The 13,803-nt window shown below is 66.4% G+C and carries 10 protein-coding genes and 1 pseudogene; 7 read left to right on the forward strand and 4 right to left on the reverse strand.

What is annotated here, in order from left to right:
• The 4 genes and pseudogenes from JAO74_RS00005 to JAO74_RS00020 form a co-directional block, all read left to right on the forward strand.
• Positions 1 to 294 (forward strand): annotated as a pseudogene (locus tag JAO74_RS00005) (methyl-accepting chemotaxis protein); the annotation flags it as partial.
• Between the two features lie 273 nt (positions 295 to 567).
• Positions 568 to 1,473, forward strand: a complete 906-nt coding sequence (gene ubiA, locus JAO74_RS00010; protein ID WP_199033810.1) for a 4-hydroxybenzoate octaprenyltransferase — start codon at positions 568 to 570, stop codon at positions 1,471 to 1,473.
• A gap of 51 nt (positions 1,474 to 1,524) precedes the next feature.
• Positions 1,525 to 2,871 (forward strand): TldD/PmbA family protein, encoded by a 1,347-nt coding sequence (locus tag JAO74_RS00015; protein ID WP_199033812.1) that lies wholly within the window; start codon positions 1,525 to 1,527, stop codon positions 2,869 to 2,871.
• Positions 2,864 to 3,646 (forward strand): 3'(2'),5'-bisphosphate nucleotidase CysQ, encoded by a 783-nt coding sequence (locus JAO74_RS00020; protein WP_199033814.1) that lies wholly within the window; start codon positions 2,864 to 2,866, stop codon positions 3,644 to 3,646. The genes JAO74_RS00015 and JAO74_RS00020 overlap by 8 nt, the downstream gene beginning before the upstream one ends.
• Positions 3,647 to 3,908: 262 nt before the next feature.
• On the opposite strand, the gene JAO74_RS00025 is transcribed toward JAO74_RS00020, so the two are convergent.
• The 4 genes from JAO74_RS00025 to JAO74_RS00040 form a co-directional block, all read right to left on the reverse strand.
• A complete protein-coding gene (locus JAO74_RS00025) occupies positions 3,909 to 4,517 on the reverse strand; it encodes a hypothetical protein (protein ID WP_199033816.1) in 609 nt (202 codons plus the stop codon).
• A 98-nt stretch (positions 4,518 to 4,615) separates the two neighbouring features.
• On the reverse strand, positions 4,616 to 5,410 hold the full coding sequence (locus JAO74_RS00030) for a LytR/AlgR family response regulator transcription factor (RefSeq protein ID WP_056527152.1): 795 nt from the start codon (positions 5,408 to 5,410) through the stop codon (positions 4,616 to 4,618).
• Positions 5,407 to 6,558 (reverse strand): sensor histidine kinase, encoded by a 1,152-nt coding sequence (locus JAO74_RS00035; protein WP_199033818.1) that lies wholly within the window; start codon positions 6,556 to 6,558, stop codon positions 5,407 to 5,409. The genes JAO74_RS00030 and JAO74_RS00035 overlap by 4 nt, the downstream gene beginning before the upstream one ends.
• 115 nt (positions 6,559 to 6,673) lie before the next feature.
• Positions 6,674 to 10,144 carry a TonB-dependent receptor gene (locus tag JAO74_RS00040; protein ID WP_199033819.1) on the reverse strand — a complete coding sequence of 1,157 codons (3,471 nt, stop codon included), beginning with the start codon at positions 10,142 to 10,144 and terminating at the stop codon, positions 6,674 to 6,676.
• A gap of 316 nt (positions 10,145 to 10,460) precedes the next feature.
• On the opposite strand from JAO74_RS00040, the gene JAO74_RS00045 reads away from it, so the two are divergent.
• Genes JAO74_RS00045 through JAO74_RS00055 form a run of 3 tightly spaced genes read left to right on the forward strand, consistent with a single transcriptional unit; the run spans position 10,461 to position 13,799 of the window.
• Complete coding sequence (locus JAO74_RS00045; protein WP_199033821.1) at positions 10,461 to 11,678, forward strand: trypsin-like peptidase domain-containing protein; 1,218 nt, start codon at positions 10,461 to 10,463, stop codon at positions 11,676 to 11,678.
• A gap of 50 nt (positions 11,679 to 11,728) precedes the next feature.
• The gene (locus JAO74_RS00050) at positions 11,729 to 12,421 is read left to right on the forward strand and encodes a response regulator transcription factor (protein WP_269845911.1); all 693 of its coding nucleotides are present in this window, start codon (positions 11,729 to 11,731) and stop codon (positions 12,419 to 12,421) included.
• A gap of 1 nt (position 12,422) precedes the next feature.
• A complete protein-coding gene (locus JAO74_RS00055) occupies positions 12,423 to 13,799 on the forward strand; it encodes a sensor histidine kinase (RefSeq protein WP_199033823.1) in 1,377 nt (458 codons plus the stop codon).
• The last annotated feature ends 4 nt before the right edge of the window (positions 13,800 to 13,803 follow it).

Consider the following 13,803-nt stretch of genomic DNA (forward strand, 5'->3'; position numbering starts at 1 on the left):
TCGGCGGCGATCACGCAGATCTCGGCGGCGATCGGGACGATGGACCAGTCGACGCAGCAGAACGCGGCGATGGTCGAAGAAACGTCGGCGGCGGCGCGGAACCTCGCCAGCGAAGTGGGCAATCTCGCCGATCAGGCGGGGCGGTTCAAGGTCGCTCAGGGCGGTGGCCGTTCCGCACCGGCCCGCAAGCCGGATTATGTGACGCCGGGGGCGTATACCTCGCCGATCAAACCGCTGCCGGCCGCCGCCATTCCGGCGATGGTGCGGGCGGATGACGACTGGAAGTCGTTCTAGGTTGTTCCCCGGAGGCCGGGGTCCAGTTGGGTGACCGGTGGTGGTCATATCACTGCGGCCTTCCCGACTGGGCCCCGGCCTTCGCCGGGGAACTCCCGTGCCGAAAGTCTCGAAAGTCACACCCTCCTACGCGTGCGCGATCGTGCGCGGGGGTGGGTGGCGGGCGGTCTACGGTTAGAAAGAGCGGTTCCTGACGGGATACCTTAGGGCCGAGGTGTAGGACAGCGACGATCATGGATGGCATGAAGCGTCGGGCATAGTAGAGCCGGTGTTATGACCATCATCGTTCCCGACAGCGAGCATCGCGGGCTCGTCGCGCGGCTGCCCCGGCGCTTGCGGGGGCTGGCGCTGTTGGCGCGGCTCGACCGGCCGATCGGCTGGTGGCTGTTGTTCTGGCCGGGGGCGTGGGGCGTGGCGCTGGCCGGGGGCGTGGTGGCGCGGTGGGATCTGATCCTGTGGATCTTGGCGGGATCGATCGCGATGCGTGGCGCCGGCTGCGTCTATAACGACATCGTCGACCGCGATCTCGATGCACAGGTCGCGCGCACCGCGGCGCGGCCGATCCCCAGCGGCATGGTGTCGGTGCGGACTGCGTGGTTGTGGCTGGTGGCGCTCAGTCTGGTCGGGCTGGTCGTGCTGGTGCAGCTACATGCGCTGGCCGCCGGAGTGGCGCTGGCCAGTCTGGCGCCGGTCGCGGCCTATCCCTTCATGAAGCGGATCACGTGGTGGCCGCAGGCGTGGCTGGGGCTGGTGTTCTCGTGGGCGGCGCTGGTCGGGTGGAGCGAGGTGGCGGGCGACCTGTCTGCGCCGATGTGGTGGCTGTATGCCGGGTCGATCGCGTGGGTGATCGGGTACGACACGATCTATGCGTTGCAGGACCGTGAGGACGATGCGCTGATCGGCGTGCGATCGTCGGCATTGCGGATGGGGCGGCATGTGCAGGGCGGTGTCGCATCCTTCTATGCACTGGCGTTGCTGTTGTGGAGCGCGGCGATCTGGGCGGTGCGGCCCGATCCGCTGGCACTGGCGGCGCTGTTGCCGGCGGCGGTGCATCTGGGATGGCAGGTGGTGACGCTGCGGCCCGACGACGGCGGCAATGCGCTCGCCCGGTTCAGGGCCAATCGCCTGACCGGATTGCTGCTGTTTCTGGCCTTTGCCGTGGTGGGCACCGGCGCCTGACGGCGCGGTCGGCCATTGCCGATCCGGGGCGGCGCCCCTAAGTCGCCAGCCATGCTGGATATCGATCAGGTACGCGAGCGCGCGCAGGACATCGTCGTCCGCGCGCGGGCCGGGGGCGCGGATGCCGCCGATGCCGTTTTCGCGGCGGATGCCTCGCTCGACGTGTCGGTCCGGCTCGGCAGGCTGGAGGATGTCGGCCGGTCGGAAAGCGCCGATCTGGGCCTGCGCGTGTTCGTCGGCCGGCGATCGGCCAGCGTGTCGACATCGGATATGTCGTCGGCGGCGCTGGATGCGCTGGTCGAACGTGCCGTCGCGATGGCACGCGAGGCGCCGGAGGATGCGTGGGCGGGGCTGGCCCCGGCCGAGCGGCTGCTCCACGGCGCGCCGCCGCAACTCGATCTGGACGATGGCGGCGAGGCATCGCCCGAAAGCCTGCGCGATGCGGCGCTGGCGACGGAGGCCGCGGCGCGCGACGTCGCGGGCGTGACCAACAGCGAGGGCGGCGGCGCGAGTGCGTCGCGCAGCATCTGGGCGCTGGCGACCTCCACCGGCTTTGCGGGCGCCTATGCCACCACCGCATACGGCCTGTCCGCCAGCGTCGTGGCGGGCGAGGGCAGCGCGATGCAGCGCGACCATGCTCATCATGCCGCCCGCCGCCGCCGGTTGCTCGACGATCCCGCCGCGATCGGTCGCGAGGCGGGCGAGCGGGCGGTAGCGCGGGTGAACCCCGGCCGTCTGGCGAGCGGATCGATGCCGGTGGTGTTCGATCCGCGTGTCGGTGCCTCGCTGCTCGGCCATCTGGTCGGGGCGGTATCGGGTGCGTCGATCACGCGGCGGACGAGTTTCCTGCTGGAGGCGCTGGGTACGCAGGTGATGCCGGTCGGCCTGTCGGTACGCGACGATCCGCACCGCCCGCACGGCCTGCGTTCGCGCCCGTTCGATGGCGAGGGGCTGGCGGTGTCGCCGGTCGCCATTGTCGAGGAAGGGATGCTGGAGACGTGGCTGCTCGATTCGGCGGCTGCGCGGCAACTGGGGCTGGAGCCGACCGGTCACGCGACGCGCGGGATCGGCGGCGGGCCGGGGGTGTCGACGGCGAACCTGTATCTGGATGGCGGCCATGTGCCGGTCGAGACGTTGCTCGCCGATGTCGGTGACGGCGTTTATGTCACCGAGTTGATCGGGCAGGGCGTGAACGGCGTGACCGGCGATTACAGTCGCGGGGCGGCGGGGTTCCGGATCGAGGGCGGCGCGATCGCCGGGCCGGTCGCCGAGTTCACCATCGCCGGCAATCTGAAGGACATGCTCCTTAACCTGACCGCCGCGAACGACCTGCGGTTCCGGTTCGGCATCAACGTACCGACGCTGCGCGTGGACGGATTGACGGTTGCCAGTGGCTGACCTGCTGGCGGCCGTCGCGCAGATCGCCGCCGAGGCGGGGCAGATGGCGCTTGCCCGCTGGCGCACCGATTTCCGCCGATGGGAAAAGGAAGCGGGCAGCCCGGTGTGCGAGGTCGATCTGGATGTCGACCGGATGCTCAATGCGCGGCTGTCGGCCTTGCTGCCCGATGCGGGGTGGCTGTCGGAGGAGGCCGCCGACGCGCCCGACCGCCTGCGTCACGATCGCATCTGGGTGGTCGATCCGATCGACGGTACGCGCGATTATATCCGCGGGCGCGAGGGGTGGGCGGTGTCAGTGGCGCTGGTCGAGAATGGTCGGCCGCTGCTGGCGGTGCTCGACGCGCCGGCGCGACGGGAGCGGTGGTCGGCGGCGGCGGGGCGCGGGGCGTGGCGGAACGGCGTGCGGCTGGCGGCGGGCGATCGTACCGAACTGGCAGGTGCCCGCGTGCCGGCGGATGTGCTGCCCCGGGCGGACCGCGATTTCGTGGCGGTGGCCAAGCCCAATTCGATCGCGCTGCGGATCGCGATGGTGGCCGCCGACGAGGCCGATCTGGTCGCGACGCTGCGCTGGGGCCATGAGTGGGACATCGCCGCCGCCGTGCTGATCGGGGCGGAAGCGGGGGCGGGCGTCAGCGATGCGTTGGGTCAGGCATTGACCTTCAACAAGCCCGACCCGCAGGCGTTCGGCGTGCTGGTGACGGCGCCGGGGATGCATGCGGCGGCGGTGGCGCGGCTGGCGGAGCGCGGCGCGGCGTTGGTGAGCGTGCGGGGTTGAGGGCTGATGCTGTCGGTTCGCGCCGGGGGCAGACGGAGCAGCCCGGAAGGGGCGTGTCGAGAGCTACGGTGTCGCGCTACAATTTGCACGGGCCTTCCTGCAAACTGGTCGTCATTGCGAGCGCAGCGAAGCAACCCAGTGTTCCGTGTGCCGCCCTGGATTGCTTCGCTGCGCTCGCAACGACGACTGCACTTTGTCAGCGAGCCTTGGTATCAGTCACCATTCGGTATGGACGGCTAATTCTATACCGGGGTCTCCACCGTCAGGAATTGCCGCGCCGATCCGATGGCGCGGGAAGTTTTCGTAGTGCTTCTACATTCAGGTGGCGGGTGAGGACGGCGTCTTCTGCCAGAGCCTGACGCAGCGCCTCGCCGGTCAGGTGCGGGGCTTCGGTCGGCGTGACCTGCCGGCGATAGAGGCGCAGAGGCCGGCGCGGATGATGGACGCGGGTGGCGCGACGCACGTGCGGCACCGTGGACCGGGCGACGGACGCCGACACGATCGCCGCCGGGAGCGACCCGGCCGGGGGCGGGGCGATCACGTGATCGACCGGGAACGGCGGCGTGGGAGTCGACAGATCGGGTGCCTCCCGCGCGCGCGCCATGGGTGGGGTCGGCGCAGGCTCTTGCAGCAACGGCACCGCGATCACGCCGACGAGCGCGACGAAGGCGGCGAAGCCGATCGTGGCGACACCGTCGATGCGGGCGAACAACGACGCCGGTCGCGATGGTGGCGGCGAGGCCGGTGACAACCGATCGACCGCCGCCGGCCCGGCGACCGGCTCGGTAACCGGCGTGGAGACGCCCGCATCGGGCGCGGTCCGGCTGAAGATCCTGCGCATATCGGCGGTGACGGCATCGTTATCGAACATCGGCCATCCTTGCCAAGCTGCTGCTTTCCTTCAGTTACGTTCGATAGCGTGATTCGGACCAACCCGATCGATCGATTACCCGAATGCGGTCACCCGCATCAATGGACGAACCGGGCCACCACGTCGCGGTAAGATCGCGATACCTTCACCTGCGCGCCGGAGCCCAGCACCAGGAAACATTCGCCGTTGGTGTGCGGCTTCACCTGCTTGACCAGATCGAGGTTGACGATGGTGGAGCGGTGGATGCGCTGGAACCGGCGCGGGTCGAGGCGCTTTTCCAGATCTTTCATCGTCTCGCGCAGGATCAGCGTGTTGTCGCCGGTGTAGATGCACATGTAATCGCCGGCGGCATCGATGCGTTCGATCGTATCGACATCGACGCGGAAGATCTGGCCGCGATCCTTGATGTTGATGAGCTTTTCGAAGCGGTTGGCGGAAACGTCCGCCTCGACCATGTCGGCGGCGGCTTCGGGTGCGTGTTCGGCCAGCACTTCCTTCAGCCGGTCGACCTCCTCGACCCCGCGCTTTTCGGCGAGACGCTGGCGCACGCGATCGAGCGTGTCGGCGAGGCGGCTCTCCTCGACGGGTTTCATCAGGTAATCGACCGCCTGCGCCTCGAACGCACGGAGCGCATGGTCGCTATAGGCGGTGACGAAGACGAACAGCGGCGGTTCGACCTCCATCAATCCCTGCACGACCGAGAAGCCGTCGAAGCCGGGCATCTGGATGTCGAGGAAGACGAGGTCGGGTTTGTGGGTCTTGATCGCGCGGATCGCCTCGCGACCGTTCATGCATTTTTCGATGATTTCCACGTCTTCATGACGTTCGAGGCGAAGTTCCAGGCCCTGGATGGCAAGGGGCTCGTCGTCGACGAGGATGGTACGGATGGTCATGCGGCCTCTCTGTTCACGTCTTCCAGCTGAAACGGAATCTCGATCTCTACCGAGAAACCGCCAGCGGGTGCCGAGCGCGTTTCGAAACGCTGTTCCGGGCCATAAGCCTGGACCAGCCGTTCGCGTATATTGGTGAGCCCGACACCGGTTGAAAGGCTTGGACTGATCCGCGCCTCGTGCAAGCCGGGGCCGGTATCGGATACGCCGATCTGCACCCGTTCCCCGGCGAGCCGCACGCGGACGCAAATTTCGGCGCCTTCCTCCTGCGGGGTGACGGCGTATTTGATCGCGTTTTCCACCAGAGGCTGGAGCAGCAGCGACGGCAGGCGGGCGCGTTCGGCGCGGGGATCGATGTCGAATTCGGTGCGCAGGCGATCCTCGAACCGCATCTTCTCGATTTCGAGATACAGCTTCAGCGTCTCGACCTCCTGCGCGACGGTGACGTGCGCGGTGGGTTCGTTGGCGAGCGTGTAGCGGAGGAAGGACGACAGCCGGCTGAGCATCGCGTTGGCGCGCTCGGTCTGTTTCAGCAGCACCAAAGTCGAGATGGAATTGAGCGTGTTGAACAGGAAATGCGGGTTCAGCTGGTATCGCAGCATCGCGAGCTGCGCGTTCGACGCCTGCAATTCCAGCGCGCGCATCTCATCGATCTGGTTCTCGACGATCAGGTAATAGTTGATCGCGAAATACAGCGCCGACCAGCCCGCCAGCGACACCGAGTTGATGAACAGCGACCCCGCCACCAGCGTCAGCGAGATGCCGGCCATGCCGGGCTTCATCAGCGAGAAGGAGAAGGCGTTGAGCGTCGCATAGAGGATCGCCGCCACCACCAGCGTCGCGACGCTGAGCAAGGCGCCGGCGACGCGGGGCAGGTGGCGGTAATAGCCGTAACAGGCCGACAGCAGCAGCGTGACGCAATAGCCGACGATCGCCTCGACGATCACCGGGATGATGCGTTCGAGCGTGAAGCCGTTCGAGATCGACGACACGCTGCGCAACAACAAGTAGCCGGCCCAGCCGACCGCCTGCAGCGTCCAGAACGCACGCGACTTGTCCTCGAAAAACGGCCGGACGTTCAACGCCCTGCGCCGGCCCGACGATCCGGGCGACGACAGGGAGGCAGCGGAGGAAGCGGGAAGCGTAGCCATCGGTCCGCCCGCTTCTACACGGGGCATCGGTCCGGCGCAAAAGCCGGTTCGCCCGCAAAAGCGAAAGGCCGCCGTTCCGGGTGGAACGACGGCCCTTCGTACGACGCGCGACGGATCAGAAGCTGAAGCGGGCGCCGACGCGGATCGAGTAGAGCGACTGGTTCACATAGACCTGATCGACCGGGGTTGTGAACGACGTCGTGCCACCGAGCGGCGAGTAGCGATACTGCGCGCAGGCCTGACCGACATTGTTGGTCACCACGCCCGTCGTTGCCACGCCAGTCGCGGTCGGCGTCGCCAGGCACTGAACCTGCGTCACGGCTGCATTGTACGGGAACGTGTATTCGCGCAGCTGGCCCCACTTCTTGTTGATGAAGTTGGTCAGGTTTTCGATGTCGGCGAACACCTGAAGACGCGAATTGCCGATGCCGGTCGGTACTTCCTGCGATACGTGCAGGTCGAGACGGGTAAACCAGCGCGAGTTGAAGGCGTTGCGCGGCGCGACCTTGCCGCGATACTTGGCCAGACCCGAAGAGTCGATGAACGCGTTCAGGGCGTTCTGGAACTCGGCGCTGCTGTACGAGACCCGCGTATCGTTCACGGTCGGCACGTACATCAGATAGCGCTGACCGCCGGTGCCGGTCGCGGTGCTGCGGCCGGTGGTGCCGAAGATCGCGGAGCGCGGCGTACCGCCCGTGGGCTGATAATCCTGAAACGTGTAGCTGTACGGATGGCCGATGCGGGTTTCGCCGAACAGGCCGATCTGCGTCTTGCTGTCGCCGAAGAACGCGTGATCGAAGTTGACGCCGTACTTGAAGAAGTACTTCACCTGATCGTTCGAGATACCATAGGCGACGTTGTTCGGATCGACGAACGCACCGTTGCTGTAGTTCGAACCAGCGGTCGACGAGGTAGCCGGCGCCTGATCCTTCACATCGGAATAGGTGAAGCTGCCGTTCACGCTGAGGCCGAAATCCCATGCCTTTTCGAGGCGGGCGACGGCGATATAGGCGCGGCCCTTCTTCGTATTGGTCAACAGGATGTCGCTGTTGGTGTTGGTGCTGGCAGTGCCGTTGGCGATGTCCTGATAGCGCTGGCGGCCATCGGGGGTCAGCGATCCGACAATCGGCTGCGAGCGGATGTCGGTGAAGAACACCTGATTGCGGACATCAGAGTACAGGAAGTCGGCCCCGACGATCCAGTTGTCGCCGAGCGGACCGAGGTTGGCCGTGTATTCACCCGACAGGGTTGCACGCCACTGCGACGGCACCTTGAAATTCGGATCGAGGGCGTTGACCGTCGCGCTGGTGGCGATTGCAGCATTGCCGAGCGTCGTGTTGACGCTGCCCGGGATCGAGGTGCCGGTCACGCCATTCAGCGCGGCATTGCCGATTTCGATCTGCGTGGCGGCGGGCGTACCGGCCGGGAAGCCGTTATACCCGGTCGCGGTGCGCGTGAGCGACAGTGAGTTGGTCAGCACGCCGGTGTTGGAGAAGCTGTTTGACACGTACACGTCGGGCGTGCCGCCGCCGAAGATGCCGCCACCGCCACGGATAGACAGTCGACGGAAGGGCTTCCAGTCGAAGCCGGCGCGCGGCTGGAACAGGTTGAAGCCCGAGATGTTCGTCGTGTTTCCGCCAATTACCTTTTGCTGACCATTGACGATGGCGCCGCCAGCATAACGCGTAAGGTATGCATTGCTCAGGGCAGGCGAGTCGTGCATCGCATAGAGGTCGTATCGGGCACCATAACTGAAGTTCAGCGTCGGCGTGATCCGCCAGTTGTCCATGATGCCGAACGTATAGCTCTGGTATCCGAACTTCGCCGCGGCGGCATCGGGGTTGAACGCCTCCAGACCGTTGTTGGCGCGGATCGCGTTGCCATAGGCGAAGGTACTGGCGCGACGTGCCTGGAAGTCGGCGATCGAGTCGAAATAATAGCTGCCGGCGCTGTTCTGCAGGAACGAGTTGAAGACCGACACATCCTGGATTTCGGTGAATACGCGGAGATCATGGTCGTTCATGGTCAAGCGTGCCTGAACGAGGCCGCCCCATGTTTCGGTGTAGAGCTGGTTCGTCTGGCGGGAGCTGTCCGGACCGAAGGACACGACCGCATCGGTGCCGTTCCGACCCGTAACGCTCGACTCGCAGCCGGTCAGCGAACCGATCGAGGTCGGGTTCGTGCAGACGCGCATCTGGGCGAAGCCACGGCCAAGCAGCGGCTCCTGGATACGGGTGTAATGCTTGTAGAAACCGCGTGCTTCGGTCGAGAAGGTGTCCGACCAATCGGAGTTCAACTGTACGACGCCAGTGTGCAGGCGGTTGCCCTGCGTATAGGCGTTGGAGGCGAGGCCTAGACCTGGGCTGCCTGTAGTAATGGTGCTGAACGTATTGTTGAGCAGCGTGACGCCATCATCGGCATAGGTATAGGTCAGGGCGACGCGCTGACGGTCCGACAGGTTGGCGTCGATCCGGGCGACGATGCGGTCGTCCTTGTCGTTCAGGCTGCGTTGCACACCGCCTGTATTGTAGCCGTAAACACTCTGCGCGATGGCCGAAATTGTATTGACCTGCGACTGGATCAGGTTGGGGATCGCGGTGCCGGCATTGTTGTCGGTCGGGCCTTCCGGGATCGGACGACCACCGCGCAGGCGCTCGCCGGCGACCATGAAGAACAGCTTGTCCTTGATGATCGGGCCGGCAAGTTCAGCACCGTAGTTGTCAATCTTGAAGTTCGGCACGGTCGCGCGACCGTTGGTGATGCCGGGTCCGGGCTTGGTACGCTTGCCGACGAACTCGTCGCCCGAACGTGCATAGAAGCCGGTGCCGTGGAAGTCGTTCGTGCCCGACTTCAGAATGATGTTGATCGAGCCGCCCTGGAAGTTGCCCTGACGCACGTCATAGGGGGCGACCTGTGCCTGGAACTGGCCGATGGCATCGAAGGGGATCGGCGAACGGCGGCTGGGCAGGCCATCGGCGTTGAGGCCGAAATTGTCGGTGATCGGCACGCCGTCGACCGTGAAGCGGTTATAGCGCGCGTTCTGACCCGCGAACGAGATGGCGCGGCCGCCGGTCGGCGTATCGTCGAGTCGGGCGAAAGGGTCGCGGCGCGACAGATCGCGGATGTCGCGATTGAGGCTGGCGATGTTGGCGATGTCGGCGGCGTTCAGCACGGTTGCCGGTCCCTGCGACACGGAACGCGCGTTGGGCAGGCGCGCCGCGGTCACGACTATCTCTTCGCCCGTCCCGGTGCCTTCGGCCGCCAGTTCGATCGGCAGTTCATAGGTCTGCGCGACAATGGTGTTGATTTCGGTCACCTGCGCGGCGGTATAGCCGGGGGCCGTGACGCTGACGGTGTAGGGGCCGCCCGGGCGCAGGCCGGTGGCGGTGAAGCTGCCGTTCGCGTCCGTGGTGCTGGTCGCGGTGGTGCCCTGCGTCGTGCTGACGATCGTCACGGTCGCGCCGGCGACGGCGGTGCCGTTGGCGGTCACGGTGCCGCGGATCGAGGATGTCGTCTCCTGCGCCATGGCGCCGGCCGGTGCGACCAGCGCGACCGCGGCCACGCCAAGGAAAAGATTGTTCCGCATCTGATTACCCCTTTTGAGCTTTCGCTCTACCCCACGGCACCGCCGTTCACCGCGCTGCCCTGTGCGTGGATTATGACGCTTCCATGACAGATGCGAGTCGGTTCCCGGTCATGATGCAAAGCTTTGTGCCGCGTTGCAAAAAGGCCACGAATTCTACCGTGTTCGGGCCGCATCGGTCGCGGTGCCGACGCGACCCGCATTCAACGCGAAAGGCGCGAGGCCGAAAGATTGCACCGATGTAATGTTCACCACAGGGGGGCCTCATGATCGCGATCCAGAAGGACCCGTAATCTCCCGTCCGAAGAAGGATCGCCCCATGTTCGCCAATCGCCGTCTGACCATACGCCCCATCATCGCCGCCGCGGCACTGGGCACCACCGCGATCGCCGGCATTGCCGGTGGGGCGATCGCCGCCGATCAGGGTCGCGACGGGATCATCGAGCGGTTCACCGCACCCGGGCCTGCCGCCGTCGCGTCCACCGGCATCCATGCTTCGCTGTCCGACATGGTCGAAGCCGTCGGCCCCAGTGTGGTCCAGATCCAGGTCAAACCGCAGATGATGTCGCAACAGCAGGGGATGCCGATGCAGTTCGGATCGGACGACGGCGATCTGTCCGACCGGCTTGGGCAATTATTCGGGTTCGCCATGCCGGACGGCGGCGAACGGCCAAGTCGGCCCGATCCGCGGCAGGGGCCGCAGCGCGGTGCGCTGGGATCGGGCTTCATCGTCGATGCGTCCGGGCTCGTCATCACCAACAACCACGTCGTCGAAGGCGCCGACCGGGTCACCGTCCAGATGTCGGACGGGCGGGAATTGCCGGGCCGCGTCCTCGGTCGCGATCCCAAGATCGATGTCGCGGTCGTGCGGATCGAGGGGAAGGGTATATTTATCCCGATCAAATGGGGCGACAGCGATCACATCCGGGTCGGCGACAGCGTGTTCGCGGTCGGCAGCCCGTTCGGTCTCGGCAACACGGTGACGTCGGGCATCGTCTCCGCGCGCGGACGCGAGATCGGGGCGGGGCCGTATGATGATTTCCTTCAGGTCGATGCCGCGATCAACAGCGGCAATTCGGGTGGCCCGCTGTTCGACGGCAGCGGCCGGGTGGTCGGCGTCAACACCGCGATCTTCTCCCCCAGTGGCGGCAATGTCGGCATCGGGTTTGCCATTCCCGCCAAGATGGCGCGGCAGGTCGCGCTCCAGATCGCACAGACCGGCCATGTCTCGCGCGGCCGGATCGGCGTGGCGTTGCAGGACGTGACGCCGGAAATCGCCGGCGCGATGGGCCTGAATGTCGCCAGGGGGGCATTGATCGCGGAGGTCGAGGACGAAGGCGCTGCCGCGCGATCCGGCATGCAGCGCGGCGACGTCGTTCGCCGCTTCGGTTCCAGACCGATCGACAACGGACGCGACCTCGCCCGCGCCGTGGCGGAGGCCCGGATCGGGTCGAGCGTTGCGACGCAGGTCATCCGCGATGGCCGTCCGGTCTCGCTCGACCTGCGTATCGCGGGTGAGGCATCCGCCCGGTCCTGAACCGACGGAACCGGGGAGCGGCCCGCGCGTCCGCTTTCCGGACCCCCTGAATGGAACGCCCGGCCTTGAAGCTGCTGTTGATCGAAGACGATGCGCAGACCGCGGATTATGTCCGCCGGGGTCTGGCGGAACTGGGCCATGCGACCGATCATGCCGCGACCGGTGTCGATGGCCTGACCGCCGCGATCGTCGGTCGATACGATGCGATCATCCTCGATCGCAATCTGCCGGGGCTTGATGGATTATCCGTGCTGAAGTCGCTGCGTGCGCAGGGGGATCGCACCCCGGTGCTCGTCCTCTCCGCGCTGGGGCAGGTCGATGACCGGATCGCCGGCCTGCGTGCGGGTGGCGACGATTATCTGCCCAAGCCGTTCTCGTTCGGCGAACTGATGGCGCGGATCGACGCGATCTCGCGCCGGCGTGGCGACGAGGATATCACGGAGGCGGTTCGTCAGACGGGCTCGCTGACGCTCGATCTGCTGGCCCGCACGGCAACCCGGAACGGCCGGCGGATCGAACTGCTCAACAAGGAATATCAGCTGCTCGAATATCTGACCCGCCATGCCGGGCAGGTGGTGACCCGGACGATGCTGATCGAGGCGATCTGGGACTATAGCTTCGACCCCGGCACCAATATCGTCGACGTGCATGTCAGCCGGCTGCGGGCAAAGATCGACGGTGACGGCGAACCGCCGATGATCCGCACGATACGCGGTGCCGGCTATCGGCTGGACGCCCGCTGAAATGCGGCGTCTGCCGTCGACGGCCGCCTTGCGCGGGGCGTTGTGGATCACGCTGATCGCGCTGATGGCGACCGGGATCGCGCTGACCGTCCAGTACGGGCAGACGGTCCGCCTGCTCGATACCCGTGCGCAGGCGAGCGTCGACGACGAGATGGCCGGTTTGGTCGAACGCTATCAGGCAGATGGGCCGCTTGCCGTCGCGCAGGCGGTGTCGCGCGCCGTCGGTCGTCCGCGCGTGACGGACTTCATCTACCTGATGACGGACGCCGCCGGGCGGCCGATCGCGGGCAATCTCGCCGCATGGCCGGGCGAGATCGATCGCACGGGATATCGGACGTTCGATACCCGGATCGCGACGACGCGGGGCACCATGATCGAACGGCAGGTGGCGGCGCGAACGGTGCTGCTGGGGGACGATTATCGCCTGCTGGTGGGCAGCCTGTCAGACGATCGCCGTCTGCTCCACGATCGCTATGTCTCGGCGCTGATCTGGTCGTTGCTGGCGACGGGCGCGGTCGGCCTGCTTTTCGGGTTGTGGTACAGTCGCCGGGGCCTCGCGTTCCTCGATGCGGCCAGTGCGGCCGGCGACCGGTTTCGGGCGGGGCACCTGGACGAACGCCTGCCAGTGACCGGGCGGGGCGACGAATATGACCGGCTGGCCGCAACGCTGAATCACGGATTTGCCGAGATCGAACGTCTGGTCGATTCGCTGCGAACGGCGACCGATGCGCTGGCGCACGACCTCAAGACGCCGTTGACCCGCATCCGGTCGCGCATCGAACTGGCGACGATGCAGGGCGATGCCGACGGCGTATCGGCGGACATCCGCGACGATCTGGATGCGTTGCTTCGGACGATCGACGACACGCTGCGCCTCGCCCGCGCCGAGACGACGATGGCGAGCGAGTTCGCGCCGGTCGATCTGGCCGCGATCGTCCGCGAGGCCGGCGAGTTGTTCGACCCCGTCGCCGAGGATCGAGGGATCGCGTTGACCGTCACGGCCGCGCCGGCGAGCGTGAACGGCGTCCGGTCGCTCCTTGGGCAACTGGTCGCGAACCTCATCGACAACGCGCTCAAATACACGCCCGCGGGTGGTTCGGTCACGGTATCACTGTCGCAGGAGGGCGACGGCATCAGGCTGCGCGTGGCGGATACCGGACCCGGCATTCCCGTCGATCAACGCGACCATGTCCTGACCCGCTTCGTCCGGCTCGATACGAGCCGGCAAACGGACGGCAGCGGCCTGGGGCTCAGCATCGCGCAGGTCGCCGCACGCGTTCATGGCGCCCGGCTTTTACTGGATGACAATCGGCCGGGGTTGATCGTTACCGTCCATTTCGCCGGTGGCAACGGCAGCGAAGCCGCGACGAGCCTGTAGGCGC

The organism is Sphingomonas mollis (assembly GCF_016427505.1).
Lineage (GTDB): Bacteria > Pseudomonadota > Alphaproteobacteria > Sphingomonadales > Sphingomonadaceae > Sphingomonas > Sphingomonas mollis.

Coding starts and splice junctions, on each gene's coding strand:
- JAO74_RS00045 (WP_199033821.1), top strand. CDS start 10,461: ATGTTCGCCAATCGCCGTCTGACCATACGCCCCATCATCGCCGCCGCG.
- JAO74_RS00015 (WP_199033812.1), top strand. CDS start 1,525: ATGCTGGATATCGATCAGGTACGCGAGCGCGCGCAGGACATCGTCGTC.
- JAO74_RS00025 (WP_199033816.1), bottom strand. CDS start 4,517: ATGTTCGATAACGATGCCGTCACCGCCGATATGCGCAGGATCTTCAGC.
- JAO74_RS00055 (WP_199033823.1), top strand. CDS start 12,423: ATGCGGCGTCTGCCGTCGACGGCCGCCTTGCGCGGGGCGTTGTGGATC.
- JAO74_RS00040 (WP_199033819.1), bottom strand. CDS start 10,144: ATGCGGAACAATCTTTTCCTTGGCGTGGCCGCGGTCGCGCTGGTCGCA.
- JAO74_RS00030 (WP_056527152.1), bottom strand. CDS start 5,410: ATGACCATCCGTACCATCCTCGTCGACGACGAGCCCCTTGCCATCCAG.
- JAO74_RS00050 (WP_269845911.1), top strand. CDS start 11,729: ATGGAACGCCCGGCCTTGAAGCTGCTGTTGATCGAAGACGATGCGCAG.
- JAO74_RS00035 (WP_199033818.1), bottom strand. CDS start 6,558: ATGGCTACGCTTCCCGCTTCCTCCGCTGCCTCCCTGTCGTCGCCCGGA.
- ubiA (WP_199033810.1), top strand. CDS start 568: ATGACCATCATCGTTCCCGACAGCGAGCATCGCGGGCTCGTCGCGCGG.